Origin of the sequence: Fructobacillus americanaquae (assembly GCF_024029775.1) — a bacterium.
Lineage (GTDB): Bacteria > Bacillota > Bacilli > Lactobacillales > Lactobacillaceae > Fructobacillus > Fructobacillus americanaquae.
The window spans coordinates 185,756-206,868 of sequence record NZ_CP097122.1 but is presented as its reverse complement, the minus strand read 5'-3'; the positions used below and the strand labels follow the sequence as shown (position 1 = coordinate 206,868).

At 40.7% G+C, this 21,113-nt stretch carries 20 protein-coding genes and 1 pseudogene; 18 read left to right on the top strand and 3 right to left on the bottom strand.

Going from position 1 to position 21,113, the window contains the following annotated elements:
• The first annotated feature begins 77 nt into the window (after positions 1 to 77).
• On the top strand, positions 78 to 575 hold the full coding sequence (locus tag M3M36_RS00870; RefSeq protein ID WP_252773994.1) for an MFS transporter: 498 nt from the start codon (positions 78 to 80) through the stop codon (positions 573 to 575).
• 15 nt (positions 576 to 590) lie between these two features.
• On the top strand, positions 591 to 1,463 hold the full coding sequence (locus M3M36_RS00865; protein WP_252773993.1) for an MFS transporter: 873 nt from the start codon (positions 591 to 593) through the stop codon (positions 1,461 to 1,463).
• A gap of 113 nt (positions 1,464 to 1,576) precedes the next feature.
• On the opposite strand, the gene M3M36_RS00860 is transcribed toward M3M36_RS00865, so the two are convergent.
• Positions 1,577 to 2,044 (bottom strand): DUF2798 domain-containing protein, encoded by a 468-nt coding sequence (locus M3M36_RS00860; protein WP_059393045.1) that lies wholly within the window; start codon positions 2,042 to 2,044, stop codon positions 1,577 to 1,579.
• Positions 2,045 to 2,436: 392 nt separating this feature from the next.
• Between M3M36_RS00860 and M3M36_RS00855 the strand changes: the two genes are divergently transcribed.
• The 9 genes from M3M36_RS00855 (at position 2,437) to M3M36_RS00815 (ending at position 10,732) form a co-directional block, all read left to right on the top strand.
• On the top strand, positions 2,437 to 3,489 hold the full coding sequence (locus M3M36_RS00855; protein WP_252773992.1) for a 2,3-butanediol dehydrogenase: 1,053 nt from the start codon (positions 2,437 to 2,439) through the stop codon (positions 3,487 to 3,489).
• A gap of 227 nt (positions 3,490 to 3,716) precedes the next feature.
• Positions 3,717 to 4,769: a 2,3-butanediol dehydrogenase gene (locus M3M36_RS00850; protein ID WP_252773991.1), complete on the top strand. Its 1,053-nt coding sequence runs from the start codon at positions 3,717 to 3,719 to the stop codon at positions 4,767 to 4,769.
• A gap of 156 nt (positions 4,770 to 4,925) precedes the next feature.
• Positions 4,926 to 5,363, top strand: coding sequence for a CopY/TcrY family copper transport repressor (locus M3M36_RS00845; protein ID WP_338029138.1), 438 nt, complete (start codon positions 4,926 to 4,928; stop codon positions 5,361 to 5,363).
• Between the two features lie 58 nt (positions 5,364 to 5,421).
• Positions 5,422 to 5,793: a cupredoxin domain-containing protein gene (locus M3M36_RS00840; protein WP_252773990.1), complete on the top strand. Its 372-nt coding sequence runs from the start codon at positions 5,422 to 5,424 to the stop codon at positions 5,791 to 5,793.
• A 55-nt stretch (positions 5,794 to 5,848) separates the two neighbouring features.
• Positions 5,849 to 6,118 (top strand): cupredoxin domain-containing protein, encoded by a 270-nt coding sequence (locus M3M36_RS00835; RefSeq protein WP_059393040.1) that lies wholly within the window; start codon positions 5,849 to 5,851, stop codon positions 6,116 to 6,118.
• Between the two features lie 43 nt (positions 6,119 to 6,161).
• Complete coding sequence (locus M3M36_RS00830) at positions 6,162 to 8,099, top strand: copper-translocating P-type ATPase (protein ID WP_252774402.1); 1,938 nt, start codon at positions 6,162 to 6,164, stop codon at positions 8,097 to 8,099.
• Between the two features lie 208 nt (positions 8,100 to 8,307).
• A complete protein-coding gene (locus M3M36_RS00825; protein WP_252773989.1) occupies positions 8,308 to 8,850 on the top strand; it encodes a PadR family transcriptional regulator in 543 nt (180 codons plus the stop codon).
• Complete coding sequence (locus M3M36_RS00820; protein ID WP_252773988.1) at positions 8,847 to 10,406, top strand: DHA2 family efflux MFS transporter permease subunit; 1,560 nt, start codon at positions 8,847 to 8,849, stop codon at positions 10,404 to 10,406. The genes M3M36_RS00825 and M3M36_RS00820 overlap by 4 nt, the downstream gene beginning before the upstream one ends.
• Positions 10,407 to 10,426: 20 nt before the next feature.
• Positions 10,427 to 10,732 carry a DUF2316 family protein gene (locus M3M36_RS00815; RefSeq protein WP_252773987.1) on the top strand — a complete coding sequence of 102 codons (306 nt, stop codon included), beginning with the start codon at positions 10,427 to 10,429 and terminating at the stop codon, positions 10,730 to 10,732.
• Between the two features lie 46 nt (positions 10,733 to 10,778).
• On the opposite strand, the gene M3M36_RS00810 is transcribed toward M3M36_RS00815, so the two are convergent.
• Positions 10,779 to 11,057 carry a hypothetical protein gene (locus M3M36_RS00810; protein WP_252773986.1) on the bottom strand — a complete coding sequence of 93 codons (279 nt, stop codon included), beginning with the start codon at positions 11,055 to 11,057 and terminating at the stop codon, positions 10,779 to 10,781.
• A gap of 431 nt (positions 11,058 to 11,488) precedes the next feature.
• On the opposite strand from M3M36_RS00810, the gene M3M36_RS00805 reads away from it, so the two are divergent.
• The gene (locus M3M36_RS00805) at positions 11,489 to 11,629 is read left to right on the top strand and encodes a hypothetical protein (RefSeq protein WP_158531844.1); all 141 of its coding nucleotides are present in this window, start codon (positions 11,489 to 11,491) and stop codon (positions 11,627 to 11,629) included.
• 570 nt (positions 11,630 to 12,199) lie between these two features.
• Here the strand turns inward: M3M36_RS00805 and M3M36_RS00800 are convergent.
• A complete protein-coding gene (locus M3M36_RS00800; RefSeq protein ID WP_252773985.1) occupies positions 12,200 to 12,952 on the bottom strand; it encodes a DUF1003 domain-containing protein in 753 nt (250 codons plus the stop codon).
• Positions 12,953 to 13,190: 238 nt separating this feature from the next.
• On the opposite strand from M3M36_RS00800, the gene M3M36_RS00795 reads away from it, so the two are divergent.
• The 6 genes and pseudogenes from M3M36_RS00795 (at position 13,191) to M3M36_RS00765 (ending at position 20,852) form a co-directional block, all read left to right on the top strand.
• A complete protein-coding gene (locus M3M36_RS00795; RefSeq protein ID WP_252773984.1) occupies positions 13,191 to 15,218 on the top strand; it encodes a glycosyltransferase family protein in 2,028 nt (675 codons plus the stop codon).
• A 323-nt stretch (positions 15,219 to 15,541) separates the two neighbouring features.
• On the top strand, positions 15,542 to 15,715 hold the full coding sequence (locus M3M36_RS00790; protein WP_252773983.1) for a hypothetical protein: 174 nt from the start codon (positions 15,542 to 15,544) through the stop codon (positions 15,713 to 15,715).
• A gap of 795 nt (positions 15,716 to 16,510) precedes the next feature.
• Positions 16,511 to 17,694, top strand: a pseudogene (locus M3M36_RS00780) (amidohydrolase).
• Between the two features lie 142 nt (positions 17,695 to 17,836).
• Positions 17,837 to 18,490, top strand: a complete 654-nt coding sequence (locus M3M36_RS00775; RefSeq protein WP_252773981.1) for a MetQ/NlpA family ABC transporter substrate-binding protein — start codon at positions 17,837 to 17,839, stop codon at positions 18,488 to 18,490.
• A 711-nt stretch (positions 18,491 to 19,201) separates the two neighbouring features.
• The gene (locus M3M36_RS00770) at positions 19,202 to 19,978 is read left to right on the top strand and encodes a CPBP family intramembrane glutamic endopeptidase (RefSeq protein ID WP_059393019.1); all 777 of its coding nucleotides are present in this window, start codon (positions 19,202 to 19,204) and stop codon (positions 19,976 to 19,978) included.
• 499 nt (positions 19,979 to 20,477) lie between these two features.
• Positions 20,478 to 20,852, top strand: coding sequence for a hypothetical protein (locus tag M3M36_RS00765; protein ID WP_252773980.1), 375 nt, complete (start codon positions 20,478 to 20,480; stop codon positions 20,850 to 20,852).
• Positions 20,853 to 21,113 lie beyond the last annotated feature (261 nt).

The window sequence follows — 21,113 nt, the reverse complement described above, 5'->3', positions numbered from 1 at the left end:
ATTAATCAGCGGATTGAAATAGAGAACAAATTGTTCCTTATTTCCTCAAATAAACTAAACAGAGTGGAAATGGAAAAATGGAAATGAAAAAAATACGCAATGTTGCGCTAATTTTGGCTTTTGGCCTTTTGGCGCCCATGCTTGATACGACCATGACCAATATCGCCATTAATGATATCGGTCGTGATTTGCATACCACGCTATCGAACGTGCAGTGGATTATTACGGCCTATGTATTGTCCACGAGTATTGCTGTGCCGTTTTCGGGCTGGTTAACGCAGCGCTTTAATGGAAAATACGTTTTTTTAGCAGCACAGATTTTCTTTGGTTTATCATCGGTGGGGGCGGCGTTGAGTCATGATATCAATGCTTTGATTCTGTACCGAGTCGTCCAAGGTTGTGCGGCCGGCTTGATCATTCCGTTGGTCACAACGATGCTGGTCAATATTGCGTCACGTGAACATTTGCAAAAGCTGATGATGGTGGTCATGCTGCCCATTATGGTTGGTCCCATTTTCGGTCCAATTATTGGGGGCCTTGTTGTTGAATATGGTAATTGGCAATGGATTTTTTAGATTAATGTGCCGATTATGATTATTGTAGCCGGTTTGAATTTTTGGAAGGTGCCGGATATTCCGGATCTGAATAAATCAGCCCGCATCGATGCCTTCGGTATTGCCTTGCTGGGCTTGGGTTCAGCTGCCGTTATTTATGGCCTTTCCCGTGCAGGCGATTTAGCCAGCTTTAACAATGCTGATACCCGTCTCTATGTGACTGCTGGTTTGTTGGCCTTTGTTGTCTACTGGATTTGGGGCCGGTACAAAAAGGATCAGGCGGTCTTACCACTTGCTTTGTTTAAGTCACCGGTTTATTCAGCGACGACGATTAACTTGGTCTTGGCTGGGATGGTCACCAATGGACCGATGCTGATTTTGCCACTGTACTTCCAGCAGGGGCGGTCGATGTCTGTTTTGGAAACGGGCCTTTGGCTGCTTCCCCAAGGGATTGGGATGTTGTTGATTCGTCCAATTTTATTGAAATTACTCGATCGCGTTGGTGTCCGTTATGTAGTTTGGTTTGCGCTTTCATTGGCACTAATTGGGACAATTCCGTTTGGCTGGATTAACGCTAGCACGAATATGGGGATTGTTAGTGCCGTGCTTTTTGTTCGTGGTCTTGGGGTCGGTGGCGTGATTATGCCGCTGATGACGACGATTCTCTTGGGTATGGAAAAGGAATTGATTCCGCAAGCTAACATTGGCGCACGGATTTTCCAAAACGTTGGTGGCGCCTTCGGTTCAGCATTGGTAGCGACTGTCGTTGCTGCCTATGTTTCAACACACCGGGTCCTTGGTGCTAACATTGTTGCTTATCAACACGCCTTTTGGTGGTCGATGGCCATTACCGTTGTGATGTTTATTCCAGCAATCTTTTTGCCAAAGCAAGTTGAGCCAAAGGGTTAAAGCGTTCACAACAATTGAAGTGTAAAGAAAAAGTATCTGCTAGTTTGTCTGACTGATTTTAAATCAGTGAGGTACTGGCGGATACTTTTTGTGTTGGGTGAAATTTGTCTGGCTTAGTTTTTAGCTGGTGCAACAGCTCCTTGGACCTTTGATAAAACAGCGCGGGCGATTGGGCCAACCACTAAAATTTGCATTGGTAAGGCCAAAAGCAGGTTGAAAAGCCAAGCCTTTGGATAGGCGGACAGTGAGTGACCGTTGATTAAAACACCGAAGAGGGACATGCAAGTAACCATGCCCAAAACCATCAGCGTGGAAATGGTCAGAGGAATTTGAAGGCCATCAGTTGCTTTGAAGCGGGGGACGATGTGCTTGAAAGCTAGCATCTTAGCCAAGGGACCGACGAGGAAACCGTCGCAAACCATGGCGACGATTAAAGCGATAGGGTAGCCGACGATGACTTCGTGCCAGAAACCATCCGTTAGTCCCTGAGCGAGGTAAATATTGTAAATGGACATACCCAAGACCATCAGGCCGGCCATCATCAACATGAAAATTAGTTCTTCTTTAAAATTACGTGGCATTTATCAATGCTCCTTTTCTTATTAATTCCAACTTAGCATATAAAATTTTTTCTCGTAAGTAAGGATTTGATGAGAATTAATAGAAAAGCGTGGTCGAAGTGAGGGGTGTCAAATGTTCAATCTAAATTAATGGCGTATTTTTTGCAAATGGGTGGTCAATACTAGAAAAATGAAATGGGGAATGATGCCCTGGTTTCACTGCCAGTGGGGTGATGGTCGGAGTTGCAATCGTTTGTTAGTTTTTTTGATGAATAGTATTCTAAATTGGTATTTAGAAAACAGTCGGCGTCAAAGTGATGACAAATATCCGATTTCCTGTTATGCTGTAATTACTTTGGAATGTTATTGCAATCATATTGCGGTAAATTCGTTGATTTTTACAGGAGTTTTACATGAAGGCAGCTGTTTGGCATGGAGCCAAAGATATCAGAATTGAAGAAGTGGATCTTAAACCACTGGCCAGCGATGAAGTAACGATTAAGGTGGCTTATGCTGGGATTTGTGGCAGTGATCTTCATGAATACCAAGAAGGGCCAGTCTTAATTCCAACGACTTTCCCTGATCCATTGACAAATGAAGCGGCACCGATTGTTCTGGGTCATGAATTTTCAGGAGTGGTTGAAGCTGTTGGACCCGATGTTTACGATTTTCAGGTGGGCGATCACGTGGCGGTCAATCCTGCCATTACCAAGCGAGAATCCTCTGACGACGTCGATGTTTATGATGGTTATAGCTTTATTGGATTGAGTAAGGATGGTGGTCTAGCGCCCTATGCGAACGTTTCGTTTCAAAACCTTTATCATTTGCCACAGACCTTTTCGTTAAAATCAGCCGCAGTAATGGAACCAGCAGCTGTTGCCGTTCAAGCAGTCAAGGAAGCGGACCTGGCTTTTGGTCAGACTGTGGTCATTTTTGGTGCTGGTCCAATTGGTGTTTTGTTAGCAGAGGTCGCTCGTGCCGCAGGTGCTTCACGGATTGTTGTTGTTGACCTGGCAGAAGTTCGTCTGCAAAAGGCTCTTGAAATGGGGGCGACTGACACGGTCAATGCGAGTCAAGTTGTGGATGTTGAACAAAAAATTGCTCAGATTTTGCCAGACGGAGCGGATGCATCTTTTGAGGTGGCGGGCGTTCAGGAAACCTTTGACCAAGCAGTTGCTGTAACGAAACCGCGTGGCTTTGTTGTGGTGGTTTCGATTTTTTCGCAGCCAATTCGTTTAGATATCCGTAAGCTCATGAATGCGGGTGTGCGGATTGCGACTTCCATTGCTTATTCACGCCAAACTTTTCAACAAACGGTTGATTTAGTAACCAATGGCCAACTCAAGGTCGAACCGCTAATTACTTCTGAAATTCGCTTAGCTGATTTTTTGAAGAAGGGGTTATTACCGTTAATCGATAATCCATCTGAAGAAAAAATCTTGGTGAACTTAACCAAAAGCAAATAAATCGTGCGAAAAAGCTTTCAATGATGAAAGCTTTTTTGTTTGTTCTAAGGTGAGGGGGAATGTTTAGATATTAGTTACTGTTTTCACATTTATTTGTTCGATAAAAAAACAAAATCAGCATAAAAACAGTATTTTTACTGATAAACAGTGTTATAATGTACTTGTATCATGATATAAAGTTCACAATAATCAGCTAACACTGGTTAGTTAGTGGAAAGAGGTTGGTCATGAAAGCAGCTATTTGGCACGGTAAAAATGATGTACGGGTTGAGGAAACTGATTTATCAGAGCCTAAAAAAAATGAAGTCCGGGTCAAGGTGGCCTATGCTGGTATTTGCGGTAGCGACCTGCATGAATATCTAGAGGGGCCGGTTTTTATTCCGACGGAGTTTCCTGACCCCTTAACTGGAGGGCAGGCACCTATCACAATGGGGCACGAGTTTTCTGGTCAAATCGATCAGCTTGGTGAAAACGTCCATGATTTCCAAATTGGCGACCATGTGTCCGTTAACCCAACGATTACCAAGGGTGTGCTACCCGATAATGTGGATGTCTACGATGGTTATAGCTTTATCGGACTGAGCACGGATGGTGGTTTTGCTGGTTACGTCAATGTCCCGGTTGAAAACTTGTATCCATTACCGAATGATTTTTTCTTGAAATTAGCAGCGGTCATTGAGCCAACTGCGGTTGCTGTGCAAGCGATTAAGGAAGCCCATCTCACCTTTGGACAAACCGTTGTGATTTTTGGTGCTGGTCCAATTGGCGCGATGGTCACAGCTGCTGCGAAAGCGGCCGGTGCAACCAAAATTGTCGTTGTTGATTTATCGACCATTCGGTTGCAAAAAGCACTTAAAATGGGTGCTACGGATATTATTAATCCAAGTGAGGTCAGCGATGTCGTGGCGGCGGTCCGTCAGATACTACCGGAGGGGGCAGACACTAGTTTTGAAATTGCTGGTGTGCAAGTAACTTTTGATCAAGCCATCAAAACGACAAAAGCGCGTGGTTATATGGTCGTGGTTTCCATTTATGCTCATGCTATCCAATTTAATCCAATGGCGTTAACGAATAGTGGGGTCAATTTAACTTCGACGATTGCCTATTCACGGCAAACTTTTCAGCAGACGGTGGACCTGGTAACAAGTGGCCAAATCAATGTGGCGCCGATTATTACTAGTGAGATTAAATTAGACGATATTATCACGGATGGTTTTGATGTTTTGACAACCGACCAATCGCAGGCGAAGATTTTAATTAACCTAACGCAGGAAAAATAAGGCTTATATCAGCCATTAACCAATGATTAATCAGAAACATTTCCAAATTTGGGAATGTTTTTTTATTTTCCTGTTTACAAATGTAAACCAGAAAGTTATACTAATTGTGTTGTTTACAAATGTAAACACGATTTGTTTTGATGAACGGAGGACAGGATTATCATTAACATCACTGATACCGAACAAACGGTTATGCGGATTATTTGGACGAAGAAACGGGCAACGGGTCGTGAAATTGTTGAGGAAGCCCAGTTATCGCATGACTGGTCAGCTTCAACCATTAAAACGTTAATTCGGCGTTTGACGGATAAAGACATGATTGCAGTCGACAAATCAGAAAAGGTCTTTACCTACGTACCAGTTGTGGCTGAAAACGAGGCAACCGACTATAACGCGAACCGGTTCTTCGATTCCGTTTGTGATGCCTATAAGGGGACGCTCTTAACGGCACTCATCAAAGAAGAACCATTGAGCAAAACGGATATTCAAAATATCCGGGCGATTTTAGATGAACGTGAAGCGAGTGCTCCAGACCAGGTCGCTTGTCATTGTCTTCATGAAGATGATGATTCTTGCGCAATGGTACACCATTAAAACAAAAACTGACGAACTAATAGGCGGTGTTCGCAAAAACAAAAATTGGGAGTATTTTATGGACAAAATTTTGGTTATGGTGGCTGGCCTAGCGGCAATCGCCTTTATTATTTGGTGGTTCTTTGGTCAACATAAAGTTGAGAGTGCAGAAGCGACTCTTGATGAAAACCAGCAAATGATTGACATTCAAGTCGACGGTGGCTATTCACCTGAGCATATTGTCTTGAAGCAGGGCGTACCAGCAACCTTGAATTTCACTCGCACCGATCCTTCTGGATGTTTGGATCACGTGGTATTTGCTGATTTTGGCATTAATCAGGAGTTGCCGCAGGGACAAAAAGTGTCGTTGAAAATCAATACCGATCAACCAGGTCAATACCAATGGGCTTGTGGCATGGATATGTTCCATGGCCAGGTAACTGTTGAATAGAAACTTTCATATTAATATAAAATTAATAAGTTTACGTATAAAAAAGGAGATAATCATGGCAGAAAAAGTAGAACAAACAGTCACAGTTGACGGACAATACCAACCAAACGTGGTAACTTTCCAAAAAGGAGATCAAGCAACCTTAACTTTTAAGCGCGTTAGCGAAAGTGGTTGTTTAGACACTGTTCAGTCACATGATTTTGGCTTCCAATCAAAGTTGCCATTAAACGAAGAAATCAGTTTTACCATTCCAACTGACCAAACCGGCAAATTTGAATTTGCTTGTGGCATGAACATGGTCAAGGGGAAGGTTATTGTGCAATAAGGCAATTCAATTGAGTTAAGAGGTATAAAAACACATGCAAAAATTGACAACCAGCCGGCGCTTTATCATTGCTTTGATTTTTTCAGTGCCGATGCTCGCTAAGATGGTTTTGATGCCCTTTGGTTTTCACTTGCCGGGTGGCACCATTACAGAATTTGGGCTGACGACGATTGTCATGGCGGTTTCTGCCGCACCATTTTTGAAGTCATCCTGGTCATCCTTTAAGAAGCACCACTCCAACATGGATACCCTTGTTGCGATTGGGACAATGACGGCTTACTTATATAGTATTTATGCAATGATTGTTGGGCAGCCAGTCTTCTTCGAAGGAGCTGCCTTGGTCGTAACCTTTATCCTGCTGGGACAAGTTTTTGAGGAACGGATGCGTAAAAATGCTTCTAGTGCCGTTGAAAAGTTGTTAGACCTTCAGGCGAAGGACGCTATCGTCATCCGTGATGGGCAAGAAGTCACAATTCCATTAGACCAAGTAGTCACTGGCGACTTAATCAAAGTCTTACCTGGACAAAAAATTGCCGTGGATGGGACCATTGTTGATGGTCAGTCAACGGTCGATGAATCAATGGTAACTGGGGAAAGTATGCCAGTCGAGAAAAAGGCGGGCGATGCCGTCATTGGCGCAACCATCAACACCAACGGTTCCTTTGTCTTTAAGGCCGGCAAGATTGGTGAAGAAACGATGCTTTCTCAAATCGTCGAGATGGTGAAGAAGGCTCAAACTAGACGGGCGCCAATTCAGAATTTGACGGACCGGGTTTCGGGTATCTTTGTACCGATTGTCTTGATTCTGGCAATTGCGACCTTCTTGATTTGGTACGTCTTCCTTGGCTCCGCATTGTCAACGGTGTTGGTCTTCGCCATTTCAATTTTAGTAATCGCTTGCCCTTGTGCATTGGGTCTTGCGACACCGACCGCGCTGATGGTTGGTACTGGCTTAAGTGCGAAGCATGGTATCTTAATTAAGAACGGTGAAGTGCTGGAAGCTGTTAACCAGGTGAAGATGGTTATCTTTGATAAGACCGGGACGATTACGGTTGGTCAACCAGTCGTGACTGATGTCATCGGTCCGGAAAAAAAGATTATGACCTTGGCTGGGCAATTGGAAAAGAATTCAGAACATCCTTTGGCAATCGCCGTTTTGGATTATGCTGAAAAATTAGGTTTGAATAACCAAGAGAGTGCGAAGAATTTTGCTGCAATTGAAGGTCAGGGGGTCACGGGTGAATTGAACGGTCAAACGGCCTTTGTTGGGAATACCCGTTTGTTGGCCGAGCGTCAAATTGATCCTGATTTGCAAAAGAAAATGCAAGAGTTACAGGCTGAAGCTAAAACTGTGGTCTTGGTTGGTGAAGCGGATCAGGTTATCGGTTTGGTTGCCATTCAAGATGCACCAAAGGCCAGCTCAAAGAAGGCGATTGCTGACTTGAAGGCACGCGGATTGAAGACCATTATGCTGACTGGCGATAACCAATTGGTGGCAGAGGCAATTGCTGACCAAGTTGGTATCGACCAGGTGATCACGGAAGTGATGCCAAACGATAAGGCGGATCACGTTCAGGCCTTCCAGCAGGAGGGGGCTGTTGCCTTTGTTGGTGATGGGATTAATGATGCACCAGCACTTTCAACTGCCAACGTCGGGATTGCAATGGGGTCTGGAACGGATGTTGTCATTGAATCTGGGGACATTATCTTAGTTAAGAACGATTTGCAGGATGTGGCGACAGCCATTGAGTTGAGTGCCAAAATCTTTAACCGGATTAAGCTGAACTTATTCTGGGCCTTTATCTATAACGTCTTGGGTATTCCCGTTGCGGCGGGGCTCTTCTATGGCATCGGCTTTATTTTGAGTCCGGAATTAGCCGGGCTCGCCATGGCCTTTAGTTCACTATCGGTTGTGACAAGTTCATTGCTATTGAACAAAACAAGGTTAAAAACATTAGCTGCCAAGAAATCTATGGCATAAAAATTAGGATGGTTATCGCTGAGATAACCATCCTTTTTTGTTATTTTTTATTTTTATGGTCATTTTTTCTTGTTTAAACCGATTTTTCTAAGCTGGCCTGAAAAGGCTTGTCTTTTTTTGAAATGGGTGTATAGTGATTTTGGTTGATAAGTCGAAACGACCTGTCATTTCGACCTGTCAAAGGAAATTCATCATGAGGAGGTAGTTGATGTACGATTTGTTGATTCTGTCACTGCTAAGTACACGAGACATGTCGGGTTATAAGCTTGCCATGGTTTTGGGCTCAACAGTGGTACCTAGACGCAAGATATCAAACGGTGTTTTATACCCAGTTTTAAACCGGATGGAAAAAGCCGGCTTTATCCAAAGCGTCGACGGGAATGTCCGAAATTCAAAAATTTTTCATATTACTGGGTTAGGCCACGAGCGACTAATTGAATTAATCAACGAACCGGTTGTCCAGGATGCCAATCGCGATAATTCATATCATTTTAAGTTTCGGTCCTTTTCGTACTTGGCAAGAGATAAGCAAATAGAAATTTTAACCGATTATCGCAATGCCATTTTAACGGACCGTAATGTTTACCAGGAATTGTCCACGCATTATCGAGAGGAGACGAAAGATCACCCCGAGCGGGCTGATTTTTATCGCTGGGGGCTGAAAACGCTCACCTTAAAAGATAACCTGGCGCTAGCTAAGCTGGCCTGGATTGATGAATCTCTGCAAGAATTAAAGGAGAACGAAATATGAATAATACAAACGAGCGCTCAGCAAAGCGCTGGTGGGCACTCTTAGCCTTATCTTTGGGTGTCTTCATGGGCTTGTTGGACGTGAATATCGTCAACGTTGCCCTGCCAACGATGGTGAAGAGCTTTCATACGACTTTTAGCAATGTCCAGTGGGTGATTAGTGCCTATACCATTTCATACGCTGTCGTGATTTTAGTTTTGTCAAAGTTAGCCGATATGTATGGTCGCAAGAAGATGTTTTTGACATGTATGATCATCTTCGTGGTTGCTTCCGGAGTGAACGGATTAGCACCAAGCTTGTTAGTCTTGGACATCGGTCGTGCCGTGCAAGCCTTTGGTGGTGGTGGATTGATGACCATCTCAATGGCTTTGGTTGCTTCCATTTTTGAAGGGAAGGAACGTGGCTTTGCCATGGGAATTTTGGGTTCTGTGATGGGGCTTTCAACTGTTTCCGGTCCTTTGATTGGTGGTATTTTGTCTGAGGCCTTTGGTTGGCCAGCCGTTTTCTACGTCAATGTGCCAATTGGTATTTTTGCAGCTATCTTAGTTTGGCTGACGGTAGCCGAAACACCAAGTTATGGTCAGGGACAAAAGATTGACTTTGTGGGTATGCTTCTTTCAGCTGTTGCCATCTTTTCAGCTGTCTTTGGTTTGATTCAAAAGGAAGATAACCCACATTTAGCTTGGACAAGTCCTAAAATTGCGCTGTGGTTGCTAGCTGCAGCCGTCTTGTTGGCGATCTTTATCTTTGTTGAGTTGAAGATTGACAAGCCAATGATGAATCTGGCACTCTTTAAGAATAAGAACTTTGTCGGAGCGGTTTTTGTTGCTTTTGCGTTGGGTTCCGCCATTTATTCAAACAATGTTTTCTTGACGTCTTTGATGCAAAACTATATGGGTTATTCAGCCTTTAGTACGGGTGTCCGTCAAATTCCATTAACAATGTGGGCGCTCTTCCTTGGGCCAGTGACGGGTTACTTGAGTAGTAAGTTTTCAACGCGGAAGTTGATTTCTGGTTCATTGTTATTGTCTGCCTTGTCTTTCTTGGTCTTCTTAAACGCGATGACGACTAAGTTAGCTTATACTGATTTGCTTGCGCCAATGGCTTTGTTGGGAATTTCAAACGCTTTGATTAACCCATTGTTGAATACTGCCGGTTTGGCCGGTGCAAAGCCAGAAGAAATCGGGATGACGTCTGGTTTGATTAACGTCTTCCGTCAATTGGGTGTTTCTTTTGGTGTCGTCATCCTTGGTTTGTCACAAACGAACCAGTATGACGACTATTTGAACAACCACATGACCTTTACGGGTGTTCCGACAGAAGTTCTCGCTGCCATTAAGCACGCCTTAATCGATGCCGGTCCATTTGCCAGCCAAGCTTTTGTGACCAGTGCTAAGATGACGCACTTACCATTCCATTCGACATTGAAGACTGTAACCGACAACGCCTTCTTTGCCGGCATGCGTGGCGTGACGGTGGCTTCACTTTTGATTACTGCTGTTGGTGGCGTTTTGGCTTTCTTCTTGTTGCAAGATCCTGCTAAAAAGGAAAACTAAAAAAATCAGGAGGGGATTCGATGTCATTAACGGTAGCTGAACAAGTCGCAACACGGGCAGAATTGCAGAAAAATTTTGCGATTCTGAATTGGTCGGTTGACCGGGTGGCGGTTGCATTGCAAACAACGCCGGAACACTTACAAGCTGTTTTGGCGCTGGAACCAGCTTATATTGAAGAACCCTGGATTTTAAAGCGTTTCTTAGAAGAAAAGATTCGTTTAGCGGGTCGGGAACCAGTGCCGTTTACGGCACTGGTTGGTAATCCTGAAGATTATTGGTTTTTGAAACAGCGCCGCATTCAAAGTGGTATTCTCGCCCCTCAATAAGTAAAAAAAAGGCCAGCACTCAAATTTTGAGTGCTGGCCTTTTGTGTTAATTTTTATGGGTATGCCAGTCGAGTAGGTATACTAGTGCCGCCGGCAACAGGATTAGTACCAGGAAGACAGGGTAAACACTAACACTGTTTTGTGTCGCCATTTGCCGATTGATTTCTTGCTGGTAAAGGAAGTTTCCCGAAAAAGCAAAAAGTCCGGTTCCAATAATGGTCATCAATTTGAAGTAGCGGGGACGAACCAAGTTATCGTTTTCGCTATTTTTCTGTAGTGGCAAAAGGACAATTACCACGGTAGCAACAAAAAGGCTAAAGGCCAAATTATACTCGATTGAACTGAGGTGCCTGGATAAGCCCGTCAACGCTAAGGGTATTAATGTCAGTAGGAACAGTGGATTTCTTTTTTGATTTTTAAACAAGTAATCTTCTCCTTAATTTTTTACTTCTCTTGAATCCAGGTACGATTTTAACATGGTTGCTCAACGAAATACAAAATCAACAAAATAACAATTGTAATGGCGCTTGATAAGAGGAAAATGGCTAGCAGATGACATCCTTGATACCTTGAATAGGTGGAAGGAAGGTGGGGAACCAATCACTGATTTTATGAAGGAACGATGAAAGGAAGATTACAGCTGTCAAAAAAAACAATTAAAAATTAATGTTGCTATTTTGACAAAGCGTTGTATAATTCAATTAAGGAAATGGCCGGCCGTTTCCTAAAAGGATTAAGTTCTTGGAGGTACTGTCTATGAAGAATAAGTTTTCTCTGAACACAAAGATGATGTTGGGCAAAAACTCAGCAATCGTAAACAATTCCTTGGCAAACGCCAAATCCTTGCAGGCATCGTTCTTTATGAAACGTGAGGCCAACTCGGTCAGTCCGGGTTAGGATGGAAGCGAATTCACAAAACATTCATCCTACAACAATTTAAAATCATGCAGTCTTAGGGACTGCGCCCCGAAAGCTCGACGCTTTCGGGGTTTTTAGTACTTAAAAAGCAATTAACCCTGGTACTTTGGGGTTACAAGGATGGTTGCTGTTGGAATTAAAAGTTCGATTCTATCATTAGTAAGTACAATTGAACTTGATTTTGCCGATCAGAAGTCTGTTTAGCTACTTAAACCGGGCGCCGATGATTCATGTTGACGACTCGGCCATGTTTGCTAGTGAATTATAATCTTCAAAGCAGAAATCTGCTTGCTTCAAAGAAAAATGTGGGACCCAATTCGCATTCAGTAGGGATTCGAAGTTGATTATTTATCGGGCGCTGAGTAGCCATGGCACTACTGAAGGGGTACCTTCTGGCGAAGACTTTGGGATAACCGGGTACTTGCGATTGCCTGATAACAAATCAGAACAAGATTGAATAAAAGCAATTCAACATTTTAAAAATTTCTCGTTAATTAAAAAGCGACCCACGTAATGAGCATTAAGTGAGTCTCTTTATTATAAGTAAACTTATAACATTTGGTCTTTTTGTTGTTTACGGACCTCTGTTAGTTGGTTATTGATCGAAGCTAGCATCTCCATTTGCATCTTTTGAATTTGCATATTATTCGGTTGGTCTTGCTGGATGAGGTGGTCAATCTTTGAGTGAAGAATTCTGATTTCTTCTTCCGATTTCAAGTTAACGTGGTAATCGTTTTTTGATTCCATGCGGTCATAGGTACTCGACCGGTTTTGGCTCATCATGATTAGGGGCGCTTGGATGGCAGCGATAATACTCAAAAAGAGGTTTAAGAGAATGAATGGAAATGGATCAAAGTGGAGACCAAACAGATGAGTGGAGTTAATCAAGATCCAGACGACGATGATACCAACAAAGGAAATGACAAAGGGCCATGAACCACCAAAACGAGCGACGGCGTCGGCGACTTTTTGACCAAACGTCAATGTGGTTTCCAATTGCTTTTCAACATCAATCACACGATAACTATCCTTGGACATTAACCTTGTCATCCGCTCATTGATTTGTCGATTTTTGTGTGAGTCGTCACTGATCATTTTATCCATTTTTTGGAGACGGTAGTGCACGAGGTGTTCGCTGCAAATAAAGCTATTATTGGCAACCTTTGGGTAGTCTTTTTGAATCAGTGCCACGATAAAAGAATCCAGTTCATGGATAAAGTTACCATCAATCATATCGTATTCACGGTGGTCGACCAGGCACCAAAGCGCATCGTTTACCTGTACTTTTTCATTCTTTTTCATGATTCATCACCTCTAGAATATACATGAAGTCACTAAACGGCGTCAAAACAGTACCGTTTAATACTTGCTTATTAAGATTATTTTAACATAGTAATAGCTGATCAGCTTGTACCAGGAGCTGATTTAAGAAAATTTAAAAAATAGAATTTCGGACTACAAGAAGTTGGCTAACAGAAAAAATGCTATAATCTAGTCAATAACACCGCTTTTTCAAAAGGTGAGTATTTAAGGGGAATTGATGTTTATTAAGCGCAGCTTTCAAATTGCTTTTTCTGCTTTTATCGTATTGTTATTGTTAAATCAGGCATTGAACCAGCACCTTGAAAATCTAATTGCGATTTTGTTGTTGCTGCCAGCCTTAATAGCCAGTTATTCGGCGATTATGCATCTTGATTTTGTCAAAAAGCCAGCATTTTTGCTGGTCGTTACGGTACTTTGTACTGCTCTCAATCTCTTATTATTACTTTATGTTGCACTTCGCTTTCAAATTAACGATGTTTCGGACCCATTGAACGTTCAAATTAAGGCGACCGAACTCTTACATGGCAATCAGAATTGGCATAGCAATTTTGACGGAAGTCAGGAATACTTTTATGTTTATCCAAACCTCGTTTTCTTTACTATTTTGATTAGTAAAGTAATGGTCTTCGCCCAGTCGGTTGGTCTTTCTATTCAACTGGCATTGCGGCTGATGAACTTTTTCTTGTTAGCAATGGTGACAATTTTTACCTTGCTGACGAGCTGGCGCTTAAGTAAGAACATCAGGGCGCTTGCCTCGACGGCGGTTATTTTACTTTTTTACCCAGTTATGTATCTTTATCCGAATATGGTGACTTATACGGATACTTGGGCTATTTCTTGTACCACGGTCGTTTTTTATTTAGTGGCTGTTGTTCTCACGAGTCAACGACGCTTGGTAATAGTGGGGGCTAACCTGGCTCTGATCCTTGTGTATGGCTTACTCTATGCGATTAAGCCCAATATGGTAATTTTACTCCCAGCGGTGTTATCTTTGATTTTCATGACTTTCTTTTTGAAAATGCCCGAAAAATGGCGGGTGGTGCTGATTGCCATTTCCCTCGCTTTAGGAATCGTCATGGCTACAATGACGACAAAGTCACTTGCCAGTTCTAACGGCTACAGTCAAAGTGCACAGAAAAAGATTGCCTTACCGACAACCCATTGGATTAATATGGGATTAAACCCGTTTGGATCGAGTGGCAAGGGCGCTTATGATTCCAATGACGAAAGCCTTGATATTGAGCGCAAACTCGAAAAGAAAACCTATTTAACGATGGATTCTATCAAAGATCGACTACAAATGCTTGGTCTTGCCGGTTGGTTCAAATTAGCTTTGGATAAGTCTCAGACTTTGCTTGGAACCCCACTCTTTGGCTTTGGTCGGTATGCCAGTGGTTATGATCAGGCGCCGGGATATTATCTTCACCATCAGGTGATGCTAACGACATTTTTTACCATCATTGCTACGACCACCGTCTTATTGGTAGGAGGCCAGCTCTTAATTAAAGTTTGGCAACCCTATGAGAATCAACCAATTACAACAAATCAAAGAGCCTTTACTTACCTAATCGGACTGGCAGCCATTGGTTTGACCATCTTTCATACTTTTATTTGGGAAGTTGAACCACGCTATTTTTTGCCAATGCTTTACCCCGTAATAACCCTGATTGGCATGGTGGGGGGCGTTCAGCGCCTTCCCGCATTGAAAATCGTTCAGTTACAAGTAAACGTTAATTGGACAAAACTCCTAGTTTGGCCTATTGCGAGCATCCTGTTCTTAGAATTGACACTTTCTTCAGCAAAAAGTATTCCTGGAATTGCTTACGGGAACATGGAATATCCAATTCGCTTAGAAATCCTGCAACCGGTCAAGGCACCAGTAGAACTACGTTTTTCATTGCCAGTGCCAGAGACAGTTAATGTTTTAAAAGTCAATATCCGTCCCGAACCTGGTCAAAGGGTTTCGCTTAGTACCGGACAACAATTGATACCCAGAAATGGCCACTATACCTTGGAAAAACGTTTTGCGGCCAACCAGAATGTTGAGATTTTTATTCATCGGGATGACACCAAAACCAAGCGGCCACTGATTTTGTATCGGCAACCACCATTGTACAAGCAGCTCTTTCACGGTTCGAGCGTGACCATTGATGGTCAACGATATTATCTGCCATACGAAATGGATATCTATGATCGAAAGCCATTTGAATTGCTTGATGTGAATAATTCACCAGTGTTACGTTAATCGTACTTTGTAATTCGTCTGTGATATGCAGATTTTCATTGAGCTACTCCCTTAGTTTAGTTTTAAGGAGAGTGGCTTTTTGATGGGTTTGACGATGGCAGGGAATCATGCTATTCTAATTTTATATAATTCTTAAGATCAGTTTTGTTTTTTTATAAGTTGACTTATAAAATGGAAGTAAAGGCAACAATGTGCAATTTATTCCGTTAAGTCAGACCAATCGTGATTACTGGCAAGCAATCTATCGTGAGGCATTTCCTGTAAGCGAACAAATTCTTTTTAAAGAACTCAAGTAAAAATCAGTTGATCATGATCAAATCAAAATGATGGTCCTTGTTGATGGCAAACAAAACGTAGGAATCGCTTATTTGATTGATTTAAAGGATAAAGCTTTTGTGCTTTATTTAGCTGTTGATCAATCAATTCGTGGTCAGAGAATTGGTGGTAAAACACTATCAGCTTTAAAAGAATGCTATCCACAGGGGGGTTATTCTTGAATCTGAAAGTACGCTTGAGGATGCTGATAATCAGCAGCAACGTGAAGCTCGCTATCATTTTTATTTGAAAAATTGCTTTATTGACACTAAAAAAGTTGCTCACAATATGGGAAGAGACTCCACTTGTTGACGAGCAATTTGGATTGTTTTGTCGCTGATTATTTAAGTTCGATGAAAATATTAGGAAAGACAACCGCAGTCATTTAATTTTAATTATTCTTTGACAATCAACGCTTTAATTTCTAAAAAGATGGATAAAATCATTTTAAATTGATAAATGAGCTTCATATGTAAAGTTTTCTGTTTAATTGTCTAAATCACTTCAATATTCTCAAAAGCTAGTTGGCGCTGATCAACTAGCTGTGTCAGCTAAGAAGCAGCCAGTTGGTAGTCCATCATTTTCAAAAAAATAAAATGTAGGATGCGTTCCTTAGCTTGATTGGTTAGACGGTTAATCGTACGAGCAGGTCGTTCGAACTGGTAAAACTAAAAATGATTTAAAAAAATTGACAAATTAAAATTCAATGCTATTATTAAATCAATATTAGAAAAAGGTGGAAGATAATGATGATGAAAATGTGCTGTTCTCGAATGTCAAAACAATAAATGGGTACTTAATCTTGTATTTGGTTCTCATTGATTGTCGAACGTTATGTTCTATATTTGAGAACCATCATTTGATTTGGACAGCATTGTTATCGTAACAACTTTAGTTCTTTATGTGAGGACTAGTGTCTATCAGAAATGGTGGAGACTAGTCCTTTTTTCTTTGTTTTAAAAAGGGGGCATTGATGAATGAAATTAACCACTGCAACTGAAACGATGACTGATTTGAGTGACATTCGCCACTACTTTCATCAGCATCCAGAACCTTCCAGTCAAGAATATCAGACAACAGCATTAATTAAGGCTTACCTAGCCGATTTAGGTTACACTATTATTACGCCAAAGGCCTTACAGACCGGTGTGATTGCAGAAATTGGTCCAGAAGGCGCTTCACACACAGTCGCTTTACGGGCCGATATTGATGCCCTACCGATTCAAGAACAAACAAATTTAGACTTTTCTTCTGAGCAAGCCAATGTCATGCATGCCTGTGGTCATGATTTTCACCTTACTTCTTTGCTGGGGCCGCTGAAAGGATTAAAGAAAAAGCCGGTCAATTAACGGTCAAAGTACGACTAATTTTTCAACCGGCAGAGGAAACCCATGTTGGCGCAGAGCAGGTGATTGCTAGTGGTGGTTTGGCAGACGTGGACGTGATTGTTGGTTATCACAATCATCCGAATTTACCCGTTGGTCAAATCAGTGTGGCTAATGGCGGTCGTAATGCGGCTGTTGACCAATTCGCAGTCAAATTAACGGGTGTTGGTGGTCATGCTGCCAAGCCCCATGAAAATATTGACCCCATTTTAGCCTTAGCTAGTATCGTCACGGCCTTACAAAGTATTGTTAGTCGTTCTCTTGACCCTTACCGACAAAGCGTTTTATCGGTTACCCATGTTAAAGGAGGGCAAACATGGAATGTTATTCCGGATAGTACCTGGTTTGAAGGAACAATTCGTACTTTTGGAGACCATGATCGTGAACGGGCCAAAGAGAAGTTTTACCAGATTATCAATGGTCAAGCAGCAACATACGGTGTTTCAGCGGACATTGAGTGGGTTCCTGGTCCGCCAGTGCTTGCAAACGATCCAATCTTGACAGATATTTTGGCCGAAAATATCCAGTATCATGCTAATTTAGTGAACTTTCCGCCATCAGCTGGCGGTGAAGACTTTGCTTTTTATGCGAGTAAAGTCCCCAGCGTGTTTGCAGAGATTGGTAGTGGTGGTAACTCAGGCTTGCACCAATCTGATTTAGTCTTAGACGATGCCGGGTTAGAGACTGCCATCACCTGGTATTATCAGTCTGTTTTACGGTTACAAGACTACTTTATTGAAAAGGGAGAAGAAATATGCAGAAAAAATATTGGTTAACCGGTTTAATTTTTATTTTGATTGCGCTTGCTGGAATTTGGTCCTTTTATCCGCAGCAGTCTAATAGTAAAAGGGAAACATTACCTTAGCCAGTTCACCTGGTCCTTACAGCGAGCTCTTTTTAAAGGGAGTAAGGCCCATTTTGGAAAAAGAGGGTTATCAGGTCGAAAATAAGTCATTTACTAACTTATTAAATGCTGACATTGCCCTTAGCGAGGGGCAAGTTGATTTAAATGTTGATCAACACACTGCTTATTTGAATAATTTTAATAAAGAAAAGAATGGCCAGTTGACGGCATTAACCAAGATTCCAACAGTTCCAATGGGACTCTACCCCGCACAAAAGCACTCCTTAAAGGCCGTTAGTGATGGCGATACGATCGCGGTTCCAAATGATCCGTCCAATACGGCACGAGCTTACCAATTACTGGAAAAAGCAGGCTGGATTAAGCTTCGTTCCGGTGTCAACCCAATTACGGCAACTAAAAATGATATTGTTGAAAATAAGTATAATTTGAATTTTAAGGAAATTGATTCATCAACAATTCCGCGAGTAACTGGAGACTTTAGTTACGTAATTCTTCCTGGTTCTGTGGCCTACAATGCTAAGATTTCATCAAAGAAGATGCTGGTCGCTGAAAAGATTCAAAGTGACTATTATTTGGTAGCAACCACGACAAAAAAGAATGCCAAAACTAAGTGGGCAAAGGCTGTCCAAAGGGCCTACGAATCAAAAGAATTTATTAATTATCTGAAGAAACATAATGATGATAGCTATTGGGTCATGCCACAATAACTGGGTGTGATTGCCGTAAATCAGCGATTCTGTCTGATAGAAGTCAAACTCGTCCCGAGTTTTGACTTCTTTTTTATTTGGATCATCATTCGTCTAACATTATCATAATGTTAAGTTTGAGGTTGAAGTTATTGATTAAAAAACAATGCTGTTCATGATTGGGGAAATGAAATGGAAAAAAGAAAAGTAAGCATCGCCAGATATCTGGTAATGCAGATTTTGTAAAGTTTCCATGCTCTACCTGATTAACAAATGAAAGGTCTTAGCATCAGGCAATTACTGATGGCCAAACATCATAATGATTAGATTTTTTGAACCAGCTATTGTTTTGTGCGACAGAACTTTTATTTTACATCGTTAGTATTTTATTACTCAATTTGAAGTTAATCCGATTCTAGTAACGTTTTCGTGAAACAATGAGAATGGTGTTTAGTCTGTGTTGATTCATTGTATAAGGCTACAAGGCAGTATTGGATTCTATTGATCATCTTCTTTGGACTTTCTAATAAGAAGTTTTCCGATTCTAATTATTGTTTTATACAAAGAGTAAGAAACTTTTATGTGTTACTTCTAACCATCGAAATTGTTTGGATTAATGTCCTCAAAAATCAACTATAAAATTAGATTTAACCTTTTTTTATGATATTGACAGGATATTTACTTCATGACATGATAGAGTAGTAAAATATTAGATTAAAAAGGATGATGAAAATGACACGGAAAAATACTTTAACTGGTTTGATTATTCCAGTTGCATTATTTTTAGTACTGGAATTATTAATTACTCAATTAGGTGTTTATCAAGCTCTGAATGCTTTATATTATCACTTTAATTTAACTCAATTTGAAGCGAATTTTTTGTTTAAAATAAGTGAATTATTTGTGGTGATTCTTTTAAATCATTGGATTACTAAACAATCTTTTTATATGCATAGATCATTTACTATATGGGACTATGCATTTTGGCTTTTGATAATTGCAATGGCTTTGCCATTCTTTAAAACACCTGATCTAATTATCAGTTTGGCCACTGGTGTGATGGGGGGATTTTCTGAAGAGTTCTTAACACGGGGTGTTTTGTTAGGAAGATTTCTCGACTATACATCGCGTAATGGATACTCTTATCGCAAGTTGATGGAAGCTGTGGCTATTTCTAACTTAATTTTTGCATTGTTACATCTTACTAATTTGTCTCATGCATCTTTGCAGTATGTTCTAGTTCAGATTGTTTTATCTTTTTTTGGTGGTCTTGCATACAGTGCTTTATATGTTCAGACTGGAAGCCTTTGGTATCCGATTGCTTTGCATTTTGCAACCGATTACATGCGAACAGCTAATGACATGTCTCAAATTCAAGATGGCCGCTTTGAATCTATGGCTTTGATGGTACTAAATTATCTCAAAATAGGATTAATTATTTATGTTTTTTGGCCACGAAAACATGCTCCAGCCTTGGTGCAACGGATTCAAACTGATAGAAAGAACTGATGCCATTTTTTCGGTTTTAGAATGAAGTTGACAATTTTATGAGTATTCAGTTACTAAGTTATAATGATTAGCTTGTAAAGAAACTTTCCTTAATTTGGAAAGTTTTTTAATTTATGGGTTATTTTTAATACAACAAGTTATTTAGATTATGAATAATGTATGTAAACACTTATTATAATGTTACCATATCAGCAATCAATTCAATTAAGATGGTCAAAATATTTTTGACGATGTAATGTATTAAATGGGTGATAAGTTAAACTGGATTTATAATATTAAATAGAGAATCTAGATAAAATATTAAAAAATATTTTTTGCAATTCTGTGTTCTAATACATGGTGTCACTAAATATAGGCTAGTATAAAATATTGTGTACGATCCACCCGTAATGTATTTAGTTTGAGAGTATTGACTCAATTTAAAAAAGTGATATGTATGTTTAAAATATAATGGGTGCATTATGAAGAAAACGTTATTTAATACAAAGATGTGCACCATGTGGGGCGTTCTGTAACTGATCAACGGGATCAAAGCAGGCAGTTAATTCTAGAAAAAGCGTCTATGATCCGTCGGGAAATTCAGTATAATGTAAATTTAACAGATCAAGATAAGCAATTTATTTTAACTGGAATTGATCGTTGGTTACAAAACCATTATGCTGCGATGAATCATGGTAATACGGCAGATGAGATTGTTAGACAGCAGCAGTATGCTATTCAACAAATGCAAAACTTGTATCAAGATAATCGATTCTGGCATACTTGGTTAAGCCGTCAACGTTTTATTTCCTTACCGGATACAGGACGTACTGCTGAGCTAAGATGGACATCCCTTTTTCAGTTCGTTAATTATTTTCTTATTTCCATTGGCTAATAAAAAACGCCGATTATGAAATGAAGGAGGAAACCATGGAGATTAAGTCTCCATGGTTTTTTTATTTTTAGAAATTGTTAAAATTGATATTTCGTTTATCTACATAGCGATTGATATCGTGAGATTAATGATAAATATTAATAAAAAAAGACGTAAAATTATGAACGAGGTAAGTTTTGATGGAATTCTTGTTAAACTGTTTTTGTTAAGAAAACTAAATTAGACGATTAAAAAATAAAAACCAATATAGGAAGACAAATA